At 56.4% G+C, this 19,563-nt stretch carries 10 protein-coding genes; 9 read left to right on the top strand and 1 reads right to left on the bottom strand.

The window, feature by feature from the left end; all coding sequences use genetic code 11:
• Positions 1 to 32 precede the first annotated feature (32 nt).
• The 7 genes from BLR08_RS15575 (at position 33) to hepB (ending at position 14,732) form a co-directional block, all read left to right on the top strand.
• Positions 33 to 1,019 (top strand): ABC transporter permease, encoded by a 987-nt coding sequence (locus BLR08_RS15575; protein WP_083537280.1) that lies wholly within the window; start codon positions 33 to 35, stop codon positions 1,017 to 1,019.
• Between the two features lie 11 nt (positions 1,020 to 1,030).
• Positions 1,031 to 1,930, top strand: coding sequence for a carbohydrate ABC transporter permease (locus tag BLR08_RS15580; RefSeq protein WP_072332156.1), 900 nt, complete (start codon positions 1,031 to 1,033; stop codon positions 1,928 to 1,930).
• Positions 1,931 to 1,981: 51 nt separating this feature from the next.
• Positions 1,982 to 3,676 carry an ABC transporter substrate-binding protein gene (locus BLR08_RS15585; RefSeq protein WP_072332154.1) on the top strand — a complete coding sequence of 565 codons (1,695 nt, stop codon included), beginning with the start codon at positions 1,982 to 1,984 and terminating at the stop codon, positions 3,674 to 3,676.
• A gap of 33 nt (positions 3,677 to 3,709) precedes the next feature.
• A complete protein-coding gene (locus BLR08_RS15590; protein ID WP_072332151.1) occupies positions 3,710 to 4,963 on the top strand; it encodes an alpha-L-fucosidase in 1,254 nt (417 codons plus the stop codon).
• Between the two features lie 90 nt (positions 4,964 to 5,053).
• Entirely contained in the window at positions 5,054 to 5,392 is a 339-nt protein-coding gene (locus BLR08_RS15595) for a L,D-transpeptidase (protein WP_072332481.1), read from the top strand.
• Positions 5,393 to 5,619: 227 nt separating this feature from the next.
• Complete coding sequence (gene ndk, locus BLR08_RS15600; protein WP_072332148.1) at positions 5,620 to 6,075, top strand: nucleoside-diphosphate kinase; 456 nt, start codon at positions 5,620 to 5,622, stop codon at positions 6,073 to 6,075.
• A gap of 317 nt (positions 6,076 to 6,392) precedes the next feature.
• The gene (hepB, locus tag BLR08_RS15605; RefSeq protein ID WP_072332145.1) at positions 6,393 to 14,732 is read left to right on the top strand and encodes a heparin/heparin-sulfate lyase HepB; all 8,340 of its coding nucleotides are present in this window, start codon (positions 6,393 to 6,395) and stop codon (positions 14,730 to 14,732) included.
• Between the two features lie 351 nt (positions 14,733 to 15,083).
• On the opposite strand, the gene BLR08_RS15610 is transcribed toward hepB, so the two are convergent.
• Positions 15,084 to 17,366 (bottom strand): helix-turn-helix domain-containing protein, encoded by a 2,283-nt coding sequence (locus BLR08_RS15610; protein WP_072332142.1) that lies wholly within the window; start codon positions 17,364 to 17,366, stop codon positions 15,084 to 15,086.
• A gap of 309 nt (positions 17,367 to 17,675) precedes the next feature.
• Here BLR08_RS15610 and BLR08_RS15615 point away from each other — a divergent pair, with 309 nt between their 5' ends.
• Entirely contained in the window at positions 17,676 to 18,653 is a 978-nt protein-coding gene (locus BLR08_RS15615; RefSeq protein WP_083537243.1) for an ABC transporter permease, read from the top strand.
• Positions 18,654 to 18,672: 19 nt separating this feature from the next.
• Positions 18,673 to 19,554, top strand: coding sequence for a carbohydrate ABC transporter permease (locus tag BLR08_RS15620; protein ID WP_072332139.1), 882 nt, complete (start codon positions 18,673 to 18,675; stop codon positions 19,552 to 19,554).
• The last annotated feature ends 9 nt before the right edge of the window (positions 19,555 to 19,563 follow it).

Consider the following 19,563-nt stretch of genomic DNA (forward strand, 5'->3'; position numbering starts at 1 on the left):
ACGGGCGAAAGGAGGAAGCGCATATGACAAGCATGCCGAAGGAAGCAGGGACATCCGCTCCTGCAGCATACGACAAGCCGTATAACCCCGCAGGACAGGGAAACAAATCCTCATTAACTGTAATCAGGAAAAAGCTGAAGCGTCACTGGCAGCTGTATCTGGTCGTTTTTCCGCCGCTGCTGTATCTGCTCATTTTCAAGTATATTCCTATGGCGGGCGTCGTCATTGCGTTCAAAGACTACAACGTCATCCAGGGGATTTGGGGGAGTCCCTGGGTCGGTCTGCAATATTTCAAGGAATTTTTTGAATCTCCCAATTTTTGGATGTATTTGCAAAATACGCTTGGCATCAGCTTATACGGCTTGATCGTCGGCTTCCCGGCGCCGATTTTGCTGGCGCTTGCTTTGAATGAAATACGAAACGGCTTTTTCAAAAGCAGCGTGCAAATGATTACTTACGCGCCTTATTTTATTTCCACGGTCATCATGGTTTCGATCATTGTCGTCACCTTGTCGCCTAATGTTGGTATTATCAGCAAGTTCATGAGCTTGCTGGGCGTGGAAAATACAAACTTTATGGGCATTCCCGGTTTGTTCAAATCGATTTATGTGTGGTCGGACGTATGGCAGCATACGGGCTACGGCGCTATTATTTACATCGCGGCCTTGGCGGGAGTGAATCCTGAGCTGTACGAATCGGCCAAGGTGGATGGGGCGTCCAGGCTGCAAAAAATAGTGAATATCGATTTGCCAAGCCTTATCCCGGTTTCGGTGATCCTGCTTATTCTGAACTTGGGGAACATCATGAAGCTTGGCTTTGAAAAAATATATTTGATGCAAAATCCGCTTAACCTGAGCGCGTCGGAGGTCATTTCCACCTATGTGTACAAGGTGGGACTGCTCAGCTCCAGCTTCAGCTTCTCGGCGGCGATCGGCTTCTTCAACTCGTTCGTCAATCTGATCCTTCTAGTGTCCGTCAACTATATAGCCAGAAGGCTATCGAACTCCAGTCTGTGGTAAGGAGGCCGCCAATGCCTAAAACGTCAGGAATTAAAGAGCCGCAGGGCGATCGCTTGTTTTTGCTGGGCATTTATCTGTTCTTGACCGTTGTAATGATCGCGGTGCTGTTTCCGCTTATCTTCATCATCTCCTCCTCCTTCAGCTCGCCGCAGGCGGTCGTAGCCGGCAAGGTATGGCTATTTCCGGTTGACGTGACGCTGGAAGGCTATAAAGCGGTATTCCGCAATCCGCAGATAGCGTCGGGATACTTGAATTCGGTCTTTTATGCGGCTGTCGGCACGACAATCAACGTTGCCTTGACCGTCATGCTGGCTTATCCGCTTGCCAGGAAAACGTTTTATGGCCGCGGCTTCATTATGGTGCTTCTGGTCATTACGATGATGTTTGATGGCGGGCTTATCCCGTATTATCTTGTCGTGAAAAATTTGCATTTGCTCGATACGCGCTGGGCAATGATCTTGCCTGGTGCCTTGGCGGTGTTCCAAGTGATTGTAGCCCGGACTTTTTTCCAAACGACCATTCCGGACGAAATTGCCGAAGCGGCCGAGCTTGACGGGTGCAGCGATTTGCGGTTTATTACGAGCGTCGTGCTCCCGCTCTCCAAGCCGATCCTGGCTGTGCTGACGCTGATGTACGCGGTTGGTCACTGGAACGCCTATTTCGATGCGCTGATTTTTCTGAAATCGCCCGAGCTGTTTCCTCTGCAGATCGTGCTGCGCAACATCCTTATCTTAAGCACGATCGATCCGACCATGGTGACCAATGTCGATCAGATGCTGGCCCAGCAAGGCTTGAAGGATCTGCTTAAATATTCGCTTATTGTCGTGGCAAGCGCCCCCGTGCTGATCATTTACCCATTTGTACAGAAGCATTTCGTGAAAGGCGTTATGATCGGTTCGTTGAAAGGATAACGATTGTCTGAATGTCATCCTAGGATTCAAATAATGGGAGGGTTCGTCGATATGAAACAATGGCATGATTCGTCCAAGCTAACATGGGGATTTGTATTGAGCGTTGCACTTGTGTTAAGCGGATGCAGCACGGATTCGGCCAAGCAGCCGGATACCGCGCCGGCTGGCCAGGCGCCGGAGGCAAGCGACATCTTTACCCCTGTCGGACAATACCCGATTGTCACTAAGCCTATGACGATCAAAATGTTTGCGCCGCAGCTGGCCCGTCTTGAAAACATGGAGACCAATCTGTTCACGAAATACCTTCAGGATAAAACGAATATTCAAATCAAATGGGATCTCGTCCCTGAAAAAGCGCTGAATGACCGCAAACAGCTGATGCTGGCAAGCGGGGACTATCCCGAAGTCATATTGCATGGGGCTTTGACTAAAGAAGAACAGATGAAATACGGCAAGCAGGGCGTGTTTATTCCGCTGAACGACCTGATCGATAAATACGCGCCTAACTTCAAGAAAGCGATGGCGGACCTGCCTTACCTGAAAAGCTCCATTACTTCGCCGGACGGCAATATTTATGCGCTGCCGCAAATTAATGAATGCTACCACTGCAACTACGCCCAGAAGCTCTGGATTAACCAGTCCTGGCTGGATAAGCTCGGGCTGAAAATGCCGACCACGACAGAAGAGTTTTACAAGGTGCTGCTGGCGTTTAAGGAGAACGATCCGAATGGGAACGGCAAAAAAGACGAAATCCCGCTGACAGGCTCCGATGATATGTGGGCGGGGAATGTCACGGCCTTCTTGATGAACGCGTTCATCATCGACGATCAGGTAGATAAAGACAGCGGGACTTTTCTTCAGCTGAAGGATGGCAAGGTCGATTTTGTCGCCAACAAGGCGGAATGGAAAGAGGGCTTGCTTTACCTGAACAAGCTCTTCAAGGAAGGGCTTATCGACCCGGCATCCTTTACGCAAAACTCAGATGCCATTCAGCAGCTTGGCAACCGCCAGGACGCCAATGTGATTGGAGCGATTACGACCGCGCTGATCAGCTATGCGCATTCTCCCGACGATAAGCATCCGCGCCACAAAGAATATGTGGCCATGCCTCCGCTCAAAGGCCCGAACGGCGTACAGCAAGCCGGGTATTTCGCAGGAGTGGGCAATTCGCAGATGGCCATCACGAACAAAGCGACCAAGGAGCAGCAAATAGCCGCGATCCGGCTGGCCGACTACTTGTATACGGAAGAAGCTATCGTGCTGGAGGAACGCGGCCTGGAAGGTCAAGGATGGCGCAAGGCGAAGGAAGGCGAGCTGGATATGAACGGCAAGCCGGCGAAATACGCCATTATTCCGGACGATCAGAACAGAACCACCTACAATGACCGCTGGGAGCAGATCGGACCGTCGCTCCGCACCTACCAGTATCGCGACTCCTGGGCGGCGATTCAGGACCCGTTGGCCGAGGGGGCTTATGAAGTGCGTTTGAAGCGTGAGTCTGCGAAATATGAGCCGTTCCAATCGAAGCAAAATTATCCGTCCAGCGTGTTCATCGCCCTGGAAGACGCCCAAAGCGCGGCCCAGCTGAAAACGTCTATCCGCGATTACGTCAAGTCCAATATGGCGCAGTTTATTACGGGCAGCAAAGACATCGAGAAGGAATGGGACAGCTATGTCAAAGGCTTCGAGGGTCTGCGGCTTAGCAAATATGTGGAGATTTACCAAAAGGCTGTTGCCAAAAAGTAAGGGGTCAGCTATAAAACGGAGAGGTCGGATACGATGAATCATATGCCAACATTAATCCCTACAGCCAGACAGCTTGACTATCAAAGCTGGGAGTTTGGTTTGTTTCTTCATTTTGGACTGCGCACTTTCTATGAAGGCTACGTCGATTTCGACGAAAGGCCGATGAATCCGGCCGAGTTTAACCCGGTGAACCTGGATTGCAAGCAATGGATTCGAACGGCCAAGGAGGCGGGGATGAAGTATGCCGTACTAACGGCGAAGCATCATGACGGGTTCTCCAACTGGCCTTCCAAGTACAGCTCGTTCAGCGTGGCGGCTTCCTCGTGGAAGGATGGAAAGGGGGATGTCATCCGGGAATTTGTAGACGCTTGCCGGAAATATGATGTGAAGCCCGGGTTATATTATTCCCCGTATGATGGATCGGCGGATTTCTACAATCAGGATGCTAAGGCGTACGACGACTATTTCGTCAATCAGATTACCGAGCTGCTCACCGCCTATGGCGAGATCGACATCCTGTGGTTCGACGGCTGCGGCTCTGAAGGGCATACGTATGATTGGGCGCGGATTATCGGTGAGATTCGCCGTCTTCAGCCCAATATCTTAATTTTTAATATGGGCGATCCCGATTTCCGTTGGGTGGGCAATGAAGACGGCATTGCGCCTGTTCCTTGCTGGAATGTAGTGGATTCCACGGAGTTTTCTATTTTGACAGAGGATAAGGAGAAGCTGGGCGACCGCTTGTGGCTGCCTGCCGAATGCGATGTTCAGCTGCGGTCCAACTGGTTTTACAGCGATAGCGACGAGCATACCTTGAAAAGCCTGGAAGAGCTTATGGGCCTATATTACCACTCCGTGGGCAGAGGGGCGAACCTGCTGCTCAATATCGGTCCGGATCGAAACGGTCTGCTCCCGGAGCAGGATGCGGACAGGCTTCAGGAATTCGGCTCGGACATTCGCAGACGTTTCGACCGTCCATTCGCCAGCATGGAGCATTTTACGAAAACGGGCCATACGTGGAGCTATGAATGCAAGGAGCCGCAGCTGCTGGACCACGTTATTCTCCAGGAGGATCTGGTCGCCGGAGAGCAGGTGAGAAGCTTTAAAATTCATATCATTACGCAGAAAACAAGAAGAGCGGTCACTATTTATGAAGGACAGCATATCGGGCATAAAGCGATTATTCGCGTGCCGGCGATTAAAATCCGGGGGCTGCTCGTGGAAATAACGGAAAGCGATCGGGAGCCTGCGCTTCGGGCATTATCCCTTCACCATGTCGGTGGCTGACGCCTCGCGGTATGATATGGGCCGGAACGGTGGGCCGGATAGCTGCATAGAATGGAGGAAACGGAAGGCTGGAAGGGAGACGGCAAATTTATGCCGACATACCGGATAATCGTCGATCTGTCCGACAGAAAGCTTCATCTGCTGGACGGCAACCGCGTGGTGCAATCTTATCCGATCGGGGTCGGTACGATGCTGACGCAAACTCCTGTTGGCGAATATACCATTATAAACAAGGCGCCGAATCCCGGCGGGCCGTTTGGCGTTCTATGGATGGGACTGTCCCGGCCGCACTACGGCATTCACGGAACGAACCAGCCTTCCAGCATCGGCACGATGGCTTCCCATGGCTGCATTCGGATGTATAATCGGGATGTGCTCGCATTGTCCCGATTCGTTCCGATCGGCACAAGAGTGACGATCCGGCAGTAGAGCTGGCAGAGGTCACCGACAAGCGGGAGCAGAGCAAGATGATTCGGCGTAAGCCGGTCCGGCATACATGTGAGAACAGTCACAGGCACCCGGCTGTTTTTACATTATACTACCAATATGGTATGGTTGTGGTAAGCCTCACTCGCACGTATAGATGCTTCTATACCGGGAATACTGATGGACACGCAACCGAGCTGGAATATTTTGCGATAATGGAGGGTGCGAATATGGAATATTCATTTCTGATGGTAAAGCCGGACGGGGTAAGACGCCAATTGATCGGCAATATTGTGAGACGCTTCGAGAACAGAGGGTTTGTCCTCGTCGGGGCCAAGATGATGACGATTTCCAGAGAGCAGGCCGAACGCCATTATGGTCAGCATAGGGAGAAGCCGTTTTTTGGCGAGCTGGTGGACTTCATTACGTCCGGTCCAGTATTTGCGATGATCTGGAAGGGAGATAACCTGATCGAGGTTTCCCGGATCATGATGGGCAAGACAAACCCGCTGGAAGCCGCTCCAGGAACGATCCGCGGCGATTTCGCGACTTATGTCGGAGAAAATGTAATTCACGGCTCCGATTCGCCGGAGAGCGCGAAGCGGGAGCTCGATAATTTCTTCACCCCGGACGAGCTGGTGGCAGCCGGTGTGCTGTCGTCGCCTTCCGAGAGGCTGGTCGGATAACGACCGGCTGAGGCAAGAAAGACAAGCAAATCAGACCAACCGGATGAACCAGATAATCCGGATAAACCAGACAAGTCAAGTCTATTCCGTGCTGCGGAACGGCTTGGCTTGTTTGCGTTGCTTGCACCGCGAATCCCAATCCCTTGACGCCCCATTAGGGATCGCTGATACGGTTTTCTGGTCGGTTTTTCCGATTCTTCACTCTTTTCCTTGTTGTCCGGGAAATGATGACAAAGTGGTAATCCTGCCGATAGAAGCGTTCCGGCTCCTCTCTCTACAATAGGAAGGGAATCGAACACAAGGAGGGATTGCTGTTCATGTGGAGTAGTTTAAAAAGCTGGACGTCCAAAGGCTTGGTCGCTTCTATGCTTTGCGGCCTGATGCCGGCCCCTTACGCGGCGGCATTGGTTGCGGGCGAGACAGCCGCCGATCAGGCGGCAGCCTCATCGGGCAAGGAGGCGGCTGCGCAAGCAGCCGGGCTTGCCGATATCAGCGGGCATTGGGCGGAGCCTGCTATTCGTTCCTGGCTGTCTCAGGGGAGGATCGCCGGTTATCCGGACGGGACGTTCCGCCCGGATCGGACAATTACCCGGGCGGAGTTCGCCAGCCTTGCGGCTGCGCTGTTTCCGGCGGTTGCGGAGCCGGGTCTTCGTTTCCAGGATGTGCAGCAAGGCGCCTGGCAGGAAACGGCTGTGGCCGAAGCTGTCGGCTCCGGCTTGATGGACGGGTATGCGGAAGGCGTCTTTCGGCCTGATGCGCCGATCAGCCGCCAGGAGGCGGCTGCCGCCTTGGGCCGTGTACTCGGGCTGCAGGAGCGAGCGCAGAGCGTCGGGTTCAGCGATGAGACGGATTGGCCGGCCTGGAGCCGGGCGTATATTGTCGCCGCGCATAAAGCGGGCATCATGGAGGGGTACGAGGACGGAGCGTTCCGTCCGGAAGGCCGCCTGACGCGCGGCGAAGCGCTGATGCTGTTGACCCGCGCGGAGCGCAAGCAGGCGGAGCCGCTGACGCTTGCTCAAGCGGGAGAGTACGGACCAGGCGAAGGCGCTTGGATCGTGCATCGCGACGTAGCTGTCGCCGCTCCCGGCGTGACCTTGCGGCATATGACGATAGCGGGCAAGCTTGATTTAACCGAAGGGATCGGCGAAGGAGAAGCCCTCCTGCAAGGGGTCCATGCGCTTGGGGCGGCGTCGGTGGCAGGCGGGGGCATTCACAGCATTTATTGGCAAAACTCCTCGGCTGGTTCTCTGATCGTAGGGAAGAAGGCCGGGCCGGTTCGCATCGTGGCACAAGGAGAGAGCCGGATCGGCGAGGTCGTGCTGAATTCGCCCGCCATCCTGGAGCATGAGGAATCGGAAGAAGCCGGGAGCGGAGTTACCGCCGCGGAAGCAGGAGCCGGCAACCGGAACAGCAGCTCGTCAGGGAAGCCGATGGGCGTTCCAAGCGGAACCGGATACGGATTTCACACCGTCCTTCTGTCAGCGAAGCTTCCACCCGGCGCGGACATTCAACTGAAGGGCCGGTTTGCATCCGTCAGCGTGCTGTCCAAAGAAAGCGTTTTATCGATACAATCGGGCACCATCGGTACGCTGATCATCGATAAAGCGGCAGAGAAGCCCGTTGTGCGGCTGGGCAAAGCTGCTGTCCTCGAGATGCTTCGGGCCGATGGAGCTTTGGAGATAACCGGCGAAGGGAAGATCGTTAGCGCCGAGCTGAATGCGAGCGGGACGAGCTTGTCGGTGAAGCCGGAGAAGCTGGAGCTGGCGAGCGGCGTTACGGCGCGGATCGAAGGGATTTTGACGGGAGAAAGCGCGGCCGGCGGCGGCTCTTCGCAGTCCAGTGAAGAGGAAGACGACAAGCCGGAGCCTCCTCCCGCGGAGAACAAGCCGCCGACTCCGCCGTCCAGCCATCCGAGGCTGTTTGTCAGCTCCCGTCAGGATATTGACAAGCTGCGGGCCAAGACCCAGACACAACTGATGTCGCCGGCTTGGAAGGCAGTGCTGGAGGCGAGCGGACGGACAACCGGCAAGGAGGATGTCATCAAAGCGAAAGCGCTGCGCTACTTGCTTGGCGACGGTGAATCGTATGGAGAAGAAGCCGCGGACCTGTTCGACGCCTATGTAAAGGGCTTCAGCGATACGAGCGCCCGGGGCATCGGCTCGATGCTGTTGACGGGAGCGATCGTATATGATTGGTGCTACCCGCTGCTTACGGCGGAGCGGAAGGCGGACTGGAACGCGCGGTTCGAACAGCATGCCGCGAAGATGGAGATAGGCTATCCGCCAAACGCCCAAGGAGCGATCAGCGGCCATGGCGCGGAGGATCAAGTGCTGCGCGACCAGCTTTCCTGGGCGGTAGCCGTGTATGATGAGCGTCCGGAGATTTACGATACGGTGGCGGGCACGATTTTCGACAGGTACGTGCCGGTGCGCAACTGGTTTTACCGCTCGGGGATGCATCACCGGGGCGAATCGTACGGTCCGTATACGTTTGCGGCCGATGTGGCGTCTTCGCTTATTTTCAAAGCGCTCGGACGGGATCGGGTGTATGACATCTCCCAGCAGGATGTGCTGTACCATTACTTGTACGCGCGGCGGCCGGACGGCTCGCTGCTGCGCAACGGGGATTCGTATGAGGACGATCAGCATCCTTACGGCGAATATTGGCGCAACTCCTGGTCGTGGATCGGAGCCGCTTCGTACTTTCAGGACCCGTATTTGCAGCGGGAGTTTTTGCGGAACTACGCCGGTTATGACGGCACGAAGGCCAATGAAGCGGGCAAGCTGGACCCGGTGCTCGAGCTGATCTACGCCGATCCGGAGCTGGAAGCGAAATCGGTCGCCGATCTGCCGCTGACGCGTTACTTCGGCTCGCCGCACGGGGCGATGATCGCACGCACCGGCTGGACGGAAGGGGTTCATCCGACGGCTGCGGATGTCGTGGCCGACTTCCGGGTGAACGAATACTATTTCGGCGGGCATCAACATCTGGACGCCGGGGCGTTCCAGATCTATTACCGCGGGGCGCTCGCTATCGACTCGGGCAACTATGCGCTGTACGAGTCGCCGCATCATATGAATTACAGCCGCCGTACGATTGCGCACAACAGCATGCTCGTGTACGATCCGAACGAGAAGTGGCAGTGGCATGAGGTGGAGCCCGGCAAATATAAGGACCCGTTCGACGGCGGCAAATTGAAGCCGATCGGCAATGACGGCGGTCAGCGCTGGCCGAATGAAGCCTATGAGCCTTACGATCTGGAAGAGATTACTGATCCGGCCAAAGGCTACAAGCGGGGAGAGGTGCTGGGCCAGCAGTTTGGTCCCGATCCGGTGCGTCCGAACTACAGCTATGTCAAGGGCGACTTGACCGGGCATTACTCCTCCAAAGTATCGGATTATCAGCGCTCGTTCATGTTCCTGAACCTGAAGGGGCAAGAACATCCGGCGGCGGTGCTGGTGTACGACCGCGTGACAGCGGCGGACCCGACGTTTCGAAAAACATGGCTGCTGCACAGCATCCAAGAACCTGTCGTGAACGGCAGCCAGACGACGATCGTTCGCGATACGGACGGCTATGACGGCAAGCTGATCAATACGACGCTGCTGCCGCATAACGCCAAGATCGTGCCGGTCGGAGGTCAGGGACAAGAGTTTGCCGATCTGGACGGCGTAAACTGGCCGGAGACGAGGAATACGACGTCCTCCAGCGAAACGGGAGCATGGCGCGTGGAGATATCGCCGGAAGCGCCTGCGGCAACGGATACTTTTCTAAACGTCATGCAGGTGATGGATGGCGGGACCGAGCCGCTTGCGGTTGAACGCATAGAGGCGGGGAGCATGGAGGGAGCGAAGCTTGCGGACCGGGTCGTCCTGTTCAGCAAAAGCGGAGAGCGGCTGAGCGGCAAGCTTGAGCTCGATGCGCCAGGAGCCGGCACGCTCCAGTATGTGATTGCCGATCTGAAAGAAGGGCTGTGGCGTATCGAAGGCGGCGCGGCCGCGTCGGACGGAGTCGTTACGAAAGAGGGCGGAGTGCTGGCCTTCAGCGGTCATGCGGGGAAGTACACGCTAACCTATGCGGGAGAGCAGCCTGTTCCGGGCAAGGACATCACGGAGTTCCATGTCGAGGGGCAATCAGCCGAGCCGGTCATCGACACGCAGGCTGCGACTGTACGCTTCCGGATGCCTTACGGCTCTGACATGACGAAGCTGAGGCCGGTTATCCGCGTATCGGAAGGAGCGAGCCTGCTGCCTGTCTCCGAAACTGCGTGCGATTTCACTCAACCGGCGGCCTACACGGTTCAGGATAGCCGCGGCGGCCTACGCGTTTGGACGCTGACGGGGATCGTCGATCCGCCGAGTGCGGCGAAGGCCATTACAGCCTTCACGATTGCGGGACAGACGGCGCCTGCGGTCATCGACTCGGCGTCGCGCACGGTGAAGATACGCATGCCGTACGGCGCGGATATCACCGCATTGACTCCGGTTATCTCGGTGTCGCCGTACGCTTCGGTATCGCCGGTTTCCGGCGCGGTGCAAAGCTTTGCCGCCGGTCCGGTCGACTATACGGTAACGGCCCAGGACGGGTCAGACGCCGTCTGGATGGTCACCGTCAGCTTGGATGCGGCCGGCGACGGGAAGGACATTACGGCGTTTTCGATTCCGGGACAGAGCGGCGCGGCCAGCATTGATGCAGCGGCTGCATCGATAACCGTTCCGATGCAGGAAGGCGTAGATATAACGGCGCTGCGACCGGTGATTACGGTATCGGCTGGAGCGACGGTGTCGCCGCTTTCCGGGGAGCCTCGTGATTTTACGGCCCCTGTGACGTATACGGTTACCGCGCAGAATAACAGCGTGAAAACATGGACAGTGAGCGTGAAGCAGGTCAAGTCCTGGTTTTCGACGATCGATTGGGTCGCCCAGAGCCTGGGCAGCAACAATACGGGCACCGTCGTAGCGGAATTTGACTTGACGCCGCTTAAGCCGCTCAGCGCTTCGGGGGTCAACTCGCTGCTGGCGTACGGAGATTCGTCGACAGTTCTGGATAATTATCCGCAGGTGCCGGTATCGATTTATTTTAATCCGGACAACGGCATATTTATGGCCAGAGACGGCGGAGCATGGGCGGCGGAGAAGCCGGAGGTGCCGATTGTCGTCGGCAGGAAGTACCACTTCAAGCTTCAAGTCGATTTGCCTGTCCGCATCTACAGCGTTTGGGTGACGCCGGAAGGCCAAGCCGAGCAGCTGATTGGCCGTAATCTGGCCTTCCGTACCGGCGCGACGGCGATGGACGATTTGGGCAAGGTGTACTTGAAGAGCCTCGTGGAGGACAATTCCTTCAAAGTAGAAAATCACATGATTTCCCGAGCGTCCGATTTTCCAGGCGCGCTGCCGACGAATCCGGTATTTGCCGACGAGGATGCGGATATGGGCGAGGTCTCGGGCACGCTGAGCTGGACGCCGGCGTCGCCGGAGACGGGAATTACGCACTATACGGTTTATTTCCTGAACGGAGCGGGCGGCCGGGTCGGAGCAAGCCTTGGCGAAGTGCCTGCCGGTAGCGGGAAGCTGATGATTCCCGCCGATACGCCGCTTCCGGCTGGAGCCGTGCAGCTTGGCATCTATTCCAAGAATGAACGGGGTGAAAGTATGGACGCGGCCCGAATCGCGATCAATGATGACAGCACGATCGATAACCGGCTTAAAATCGCCACGGCGATGGACGGCTTGCGGGTTATGAGCCGCATTGCGCTGCTTGCGGATCACCGCATCGAGCTTGGCTTTAACGCCAAGGTGGCGGCTGCGCCTGCATCCGCCTTCAAGCTGCAGCGGTACAATGGGACCTCGTGGAGCGACGTATCGTCATTTAGCGCCTCGGCGATTTCGGACGACGGGACGAAAGTCGTTCTGACGGCGGCTTCGGCCTTGCCGACAACGGACGCAGGCAGCTACCGGATCGTGTTCCTCAAGCCGGAAGAGGTAACAAACGAGAAAGGCAAGCCGCTTGACAAGAACGCAGGGGACAATGACAGCATCTGGTTCGATCAGGCGCCTCCAAAGGTGGTCGAAGCGCGGGCAAAGACGGCAGGCGCAGGCGGCCAGGCGGCGGCGAATACGCTGGAAGTGGTGTTCTCGGAGCCTATCCAGGCCTTCGATGCATCCGATCTCGTCGTCAAGGACGCAAGCGGAGCCGTATGGGATCGATCGCACTGGATCGTGGAGCGGTCGCAGCCAAACATGCTGGAGCTGCTGATGAAGCCGGAGGCAAGCGGCAGCGAACGGTTCGCCGTCAGCTTCCCGAATCCGGTTCATACGGCGGACGGATTCGGCGTGAAGCTGCAGCCGACGGGCGAGCTGCCGGAGGTGACAATTGCGCTTGAGGCGGCTCCGGCCGATGCCCCGGCTATCAAGGCCGTATGGGCGGCGAACGAAAGCGAGCGCATCAAGCGCGACGATACGTCCAATCCGAACCGGGCAGGCAACTCGGCTTGGGACGGAGCGGGGATTAAGCTGTTCGGCGGAAGAAATGAGGTGCTTGCTTTTCAGCTGATCGTGGAGAGCGGAGCCAAAGGCATCGATGGCTTGTCGGTCTCGCTGCCTTCGCTGCAGCAGCAGGGTGGAAGCGGCGTGATCGCTTATAAAGCGCCGAGTCCGGACCCGACCGAATACGCGGGCCGTCCGATCCAACTGTTCTCCCAGCATTATATGAACGTGACGAAGATGACCAATGCCACCTGGATTTTGCCGGGCACCGGTGTCGGCAAGCTGCAGCAGCCTACAGGCTGGTTCCCTGATCAGCTTGTGCCGGAGAATGCGAAGCCGGGCAAGGGCGGGTTCCCGCTGACGGTGCGGCCGAACAGCAATCAGGGCATCTGGATTGAAATTTATACGGACAAAGCGCTCCCGGCAGGAATATACACCGGCAGCGTTCATGTCGTCGCGGACGGAGAAACGCGCGCAATTCCGGTGGAGCTGGAGCTGATGGATTTTACGCTGCCGGATGAGAACAGTATGGATGCGATGCTGTATTTCGAAAGCGTGCAGACGGAGCAATATGAAGGAGCGGCGAAGGACGAAGCGTATCACCGGCTTGCTCACCGCAACCGGGTGGAGTTTGTGCAGGCGTATGACCCGGCTCAGGTTGAGGCGAATATCGGACGCTTTGACGGGCAGGCATTTACCGGGGCTTCCGGTTATGAAGGACCGGGCGAAGGCGTAGGCAACCGCGTCATCCCCCGAACGTTCTACTCGCCGGGCACGCTGTTCGACGAGCGGGACTCCGCCTGGAGCGCCTCGGACGAGTGGATGACTTATCTGGACGGCACCTTTGGCGAAGGAACCAAGCGCACATTCGTCTATATGCCGGATGAGCCGGAGGAATCGCAGCATCCCTATATCAAGCAGGTGGCCGCCAACATCAAGTCGAATCCCGGACCGGGCGGCAAGCTGCCTACCCTGATCACGAAAGCCTATACGCCCGATCTGGATGCTGCGATCGATTATTGGACCGTCGGCACCCAGCTATACGACCATGACCGGGCGCTGATTGAGCGCCAGCAGGGCGACGACATGTTCGTGTATAACGGCAACCGGCCTTATGCGGGCTCGCTCGTCTACGAGGCGCCTGCCTCCGACCCGCGCGCGAACGCCTGGGGCGCTTTTGAGAAAGACATTCCGCTGTATTTCTACTGGCATATTAACCATTGGAAGCATAACTCTTCCGTCTGGCGCGGCATCAGCCGAGAGCAGAACGTTTGGCTGGAGCCGCTGACCTTCAACAATCGCGGCGGCATGTTCGGCAACGGAGACGGCGTGCTCGTGTACCCGGGACGGGATATCTTGCATCCTTCCGAAGACCGCGGTATTGACGGTCCGATCTCCAGCATGAGGCTGGTGAATTTGCGCCGGGGACTGCAGGATCACTTGTACATGACGATGCTGACAAAGCGCGGTAAAACCGCTGAGGTACGCCGAATCGTGAGCGGGGTGGTCCCGAACATGTACCCGGGCAAGCGCCTTGGACAGACGCTTGGCTTTGCCGAGTCGGGCAGCGCGTATGAAGCGGCCCGCTACGAGCTGGCGCAGATGCTGGAGGGCACGCCGGACACTACATTGCCGACGATTACGGTAACAGGGCTCGTCTACGGAATGACCGTGGCTGCGCCGGTGCTTGTCTTTCAGGCTTACGCGCAGGATGCGCAGGAAGCTGCGCTGACGCCGGTCGTGCGGCTGGACGGTGATGTGGTCGCCTCCGTCTATGGGGATCACCGCTACGAGGTGACGTTGACCGAAGGCGTCCACACGATCACGGTTGACGCCGAGGATGCGCAGAAGCGCAAAGCGCACACGCAGGTCTTCAAGGTGACGTATTCGTCCGGACCGGCGGAAGATGAGGAGGATCAGGTATCGGCCGTCCTTGACGGCGCAGGCTTGATCCGGGCGGCGATCGTCCAGGCCGGCAGCGCCGACTTCCCAAGCGCCGCATGGTTCCGCGTATTTGACGGCTCGACAGCCCTGTCCGCCTTTACGCCGCTGGGCGAAGCGGCCGAATTGTCGGCTTCCAAAGCGGCCGGCGATCAGGTTGTGATCCGGATTTACGACGGCAACGAGGTCGAGCTGGGCATGAGGATCGTGACGCTGAGCGCAGCGGATTAAGGGCGAGCCGGAGTTGTCTCTGAAGTAATTTTACTGCTGCAAGGGAGGCGGATGGCTCCCTGTATGATGAAAAAAAGGCCGAGTCAGGGGCTGTATATGCCTCCGGGCTCGACCTTTTTGGCGTATGGCTGCTTGCCTGGACCAGCACGGCAAGCACCAAACAGAGCGGAGTTATAACGGAACTGGGAGCTCATAAACAGCCGCATGGTCCCGTTGTTCGCTCCTTTTGCTTGCTAAGGGCCGCCGGGTTCCGTTAGAATTCTGCGCCATTCGCCTCGCCTCTCATCCGTTTGTGCGCAACCCCGCCGCCGGGCTTAAACAGGAGCAAACGCGGATGCAAGCCCGTCGGAGCTACACCTGCCGCTTGGAGCGGCGGTATTCGCTCGGCGTCACGCCGGTAAATTTCTTGAACATCCGGTTGAACGAGTTCATGTTCTGATAGCCCGCCCGCAGCGCGATATCCTGGATGCGCAGCTCGGTGTCCTCCAGCATCGCTATCACTTTCTTCACCCGCGCATCGTTCACGTAGTCGAGGAAGTTGATGCCGGTCTTTTCCTTGAAGTAAGAGGACAAATAGCCCCCTGTAATCCCCAGCCGCTCGGCGATCAGATCCAGCGTAATGTCCTTGTCGTAGTTCGCCTCGACATAGTCCATCACGAAGCTGACGATGGAGTCGCGCTCTTCTTTTTTGCTGCGCACGATTGCGCACGCCTCTTCGATCCAAAGCCGGAAAAATTCCTCCAGTTGCTCGGCGGTATGCACATGTTCGCTCAGCTGCCGTATGCGCTCATCGATCTGCAGGCTGCCTGCCTGCAGGTTGCACGCTACCAGAAGCCGTACCGTTTTTTGCATGTAATATTCCGCGAACCGGTACATCTGCGAACCCGAGGCTGCTTTTTTCATGAGAAAGGCGATCATTTTCCGGATGGCCTGCATGGTTTCCTCAACGTTGCCGGCGGGCAGGTTCACCTCGAATTCCTGCTCCAGCGCTGGAGGGATGCTGTCCCGGGTCACCTTCGACCCGGCTTCCGTCACAATGCGCGTCTGGTCGTCGAAAGGCCGTCCGTCCGCCAGCTCCAGCACCTCCTCGTACGCTATCGTAAAATCGGCGGCATTGCGGTGTACGGAAGAAACCGCCATCGTCATGAAGCAATAATCGCTGTCCATATCCAGTACCCGCCGCGTCTGCTCCAGCGTCTCCAGCAGCCGTTCCCGCTCTTCGCTGAACACCAGCGACAAAATATGCCGGGCATCCGTCTGAAACGTTTGCGATTCCGGAAATGCCGAAGCGACCGATTGGGTGACGTATTCCCGCAAGAAATAGGTGGCCCGTTCCTCGGTAAACGCCCGTTCCTCATGAAATTCCGGCTTGAACGTTACCTCGAGCAGCACGAACATATATGGCCCTTCGATCGGAACGGAGGAGCCGATATCCGGGCTGTCGCTCAAGCCGAACTGGATTTTTTTCAGCTTATTCAAATACATGTAGGAGCGAAGCAGCGAATTTTTGCGCTGCAAGTCTTCGTGCGCCGTCTCGTTATCCAGCCGCATGCGGTCCAGGTTCGAGCGGATGAATTCGAACTCGTTGTAGCTTTGCTCGGCCTCGGGCCCGCGCGGCCCGTCGGCTGCTTTGCCGCGGTTCAAGTCGCGAATGGACTCGACGATGCCTCTCACCGGATTGTTGAACAGCTTGCTGAGCAGAAACGACATGGCGACGCCGATGACGACGGACAGCAGCATGATAGCCAGCAGCGTGAGATTCAGCTTGGCGATTTTGGAAGAAATGGCCGCATCCGGCACGATATTTACGTACGTAAGCCCGGTCACAGGCCCTTGACGGTAGAAATAAAAGCTGCTGCCCTTGCGCACAAACTCCTCGCCATCCGAGGGGACGGGCAGCCCGGCGGCCTCCGATACGGATTCCACCGATGAAAATACGTTATGGCCCTCACGGTCCAGAATTACAAAGTTATTGTTGATGGAATGATGGAACGCCTGGAACATTTTCTGCACGTCGAGCATGGCGATCAGTTTGAACTCCGGGTACAGATCGCTCTTCACGATCATCGGAAATACGAGATCGGTCTGCCGGCTCGTCACCCCGTATGCGATATCAACGAACGAGGCTGCGGGGTAGATGCGGAAGCTGAAGTCCTGCTTGAACTGCTCTCTCCAAAATTCATAAGGGTAAGCTTCATTATAAAAATGCTGGGAGAAAAAAGTTCTGGCCTGCGAGCCGCTTGTTTTTTCCAGCACAAAATCTGTCTTGTCATCAAACAGCAGCAGATTATCGAGATGCAGCTGCGAGTTGCTCACAATCGCTACCAGCTCGCGGATGACCTGATTCGCGCTCACATAATCGATCTGCTGACCGGCGGCGAACCGAACTTTGTCGTTCAAGTAGACGCCGAGCGCGAGCGTACTGACGAGCTGAAAATGCTTCTCGAAGCTGTCAGCCGTATTTCGCATGTTCTGGGTGTTGTAGCGGATAATTTCTTCGCGGATGCTGTCCCGATAGATGGTTAATGAGAATAAATGGAAAGAAACGAGCAGGACGATGACAGATAAGAAACCGACGAACAGCTTGAAGAACAGAGAACGCGCTTTTAGCTTAAGCAATAAAACCGTTTTCAAAACCGTACACCCCCATGCCCGGAAAGTTGTAGTATGTCTGTTTTGCGGATACTTCACTCTTTTGCGAAAATGCCTTAAAAACGGTAAAAAACCGCAATTGCTGCGATTTTTTCGGCTGCTCCTCAGGGTATATATTAGCTTTATCAAAAATTGCAGCCCTTGGCAAGTACCTGCAAAAACGCAAGTCGACTTTCTGGAATGTTCATCGTTTTGCGGATTTCGTCAATTCAGGTACATTTTCGAAGGATTGGTCGTAGAACAGAAACTGCCCGTCCCCTTATAGTTGGGGCAGAGAGGAGCTTGAAGCCCATGCAAACCGACACGATACAGACGGATTCATTAGCTGCCCGGGCAGGCGGCGCGCAACGGGCGAAGCCCAGGAAAGCGCCGCTCGCCGTCAGGCTGTGGAAGGAACGGTATTTGCTGCTGCTGCTGTTGCCCGGTCTTATTTATTTCATCGTTTACAAATACGTGCCGATGCTCGGCTCGGTCATCGCCTTCCAGGACTACAGCGCGTTTACCGGCTTCCTGCACAGCGATTGGGTAGGTCTCAAGCATTTCCGTAAAATTTTTGAGGACGCAGAGGTGCTGCGCGTTTTGTGGAACACGCTTTACTTGTCGTTCCTGCAAGTTGTCTTCGCCTTTCCCGTATCGATCCTGCTCTCGTTGATGCTGAATGAGCTGAGGAACGAAACGTACAAACGCGTCATTCAGTCCATCGTTTATTTGCCGCATTTCCTGTCTTGGGTCGTCGTGATCGGGATCGTTACGATCCTGCTCAAGTCCGAGGGCATCGTGAACCAGACGCTGACCGCGGTGTTCGGGATCAAACCGGTTCAGTTTCTGCAGGAGCCGTCATGGTTCATGCCGCTGATTATGCTGGAGACGATCTGGAAGGAATCTGGCTGGGGCACGATCATATTTCTGGCGGCGCTGTCCGGCGTCAATCCGAGCTTGTACGAAGCGGCCGTCATGGACGGCGCCGGCCGCTGGCGGCAGATCTGGCATATTACGCTCCCGGCGATCCGGAGCACGATTGTCATTCTGCTTATACTTCGGCTCGGCAGCGTGCTGGATGTCGGCTTTGAGCAAATATTCCTCATGCTGAACCCGTTCAACAAGGAAGTAGGCGAGGTGCTGGACACGTACGTATACTTCAAAGGGGTGCAGCAGGCGGACTTCAGCTTCGCTACGGCCGTCGGTCTGTTCAAAGGACTCGTCGGACTTGTCCTGATCGTCCTGGCCAACAAGCTGGCCAAACGGTTCGGCGAAGAAGGCGTGTATTAAGAGAAGGAGGCTCTATCCCATGCACAGCAAAACGCTCGTCGACCGCATCGTCGACAACATCAACATCATTGTTCTTGCCTTCGTCGCCTTGCTCATGCTGTTCCCGTTCTATTACATGCTCGCCGTGTCGTTCACCTCGTACACCGAATTTGTCCAGACGGAATTGCTGCTCTGGCCGAAGCAATGGGTGGCGGACGCATACCGGTTTATCTTCAGCTCGGACGCTTTCATCCGGTCGGTCGGCGTGACCGTATTCGTAACGGTAACAGGGACGCTGTTCAACCTGCTGTTGACGTCGACGATGGCGTATGCCCTGTCCAGGGAAATTACGGGAAAACGCGTCTATCTGATGATGGTGCTGTTTACGTTTATTTTCAGCGCGGGCATTATTCCGATGTATTTGGTCGTCAAAGCGACGGGGCTTCTAAACAGCTACTGGGCGCTTATCATCCCTGGAGCGATCAGTCCGTTTAATCTGATCGTCATCCGCCAGTTTTTCATGAACATTCCGGGGGAATTGCAGGAAGCGGCTCTGATCGACGGCGCGAACGATCTGCAAATTTTCTCGCGCATCGTTCTGCCGCTGTCCAAGCCTGCGCTGGCCGCCTTCGGCCTGTTCTATGCCGTCGGACATTGGAACTCGTATTTCGGAGCGATTCTGTACATCAGCGATCCGGCCAAATGGACCGTTCAAGTCATCCTGCGCCAAATCGTGATCGTGGAGGAAGCGATGAACACTCTCAGCGCCGGGCGCGACATGATGATGGGGGCGAACCCGCCGCCGCCGGAGACGATCGGGATGGCTGCCATCCTGCTGGCAACGCTTCCGATTCTGATCGTTTATCCGTTCCTGCAGAAGCATTTTGCCAAAGGGGTGATGCTCGGTTCGGTGAAGGGGTGAAGGCTGGCG

The organism is Paenibacillus sp. cl123 (assembly GCF_900101595.1).
GTDB lineage: Bacteria > Bacillota > Bacilli > Paenibacillales > NBRC-103111 > Paenibacillus_G.

Coding starts and splice junctions, on each gene's coding strand:
- BLR08_RS15575 (WP_083537280.1), top strand. CDS start 33: ATGCCGAAGGAAGCAGGGACATCCGCTCCTGCAGCATACGACAAGCCG.
- BLR08_RS15580 (WP_072332156.1), top strand. CDS start 1,031: ATGCCTAAAACGTCAGGAATTAAAGAGCCGCAGGGCGATCGCTTGTTT.
- BLR08_RS15585 (WP_072332154.1), top strand. CDS start 1,982: ATGAAACAATGGCATGATTCGTCCAAGCTAACATGGGGATTTGTATTG.
- BLR08_RS15590 (WP_072332151.1), top strand. CDS start 3,710: ATGAATCATATGCCAACATTAATCCCTACAGCCAGACAGCTTGACTAT.
- BLR08_RS15595 (WP_072332481.1), top strand. CDS start 5,054: ATGCCGACATACCGGATAATCGTCGATCTGTCCGACAGAAAGCTTCAT.
- ndk (WP_072332148.1), top strand. CDS start 5,620: ATGGAATATTCATTTCTGATGGTAAAGCCGGACGGGGTAAGACGCCAA.
- hepB (WP_072332145.1), top strand. CDS start 6,393: ATGTGGAGTAGTTTAAAAAGCTGGACGTCCAAAGGCTTGGTCGCTTCT.
- BLR08_RS15615 (WP_083537243.1), top strand. CDS start 17,676: ATGCAAACCGACACGATACAGACGGATTCATTAGCTGCCCGGGCAGGC.
- BLR08_RS15620 (WP_072332139.1), top strand. CDS start 18,673: ATGCACAGCAAAACGCTCGTCGACCGCATCGTCGACAACATCAACATC.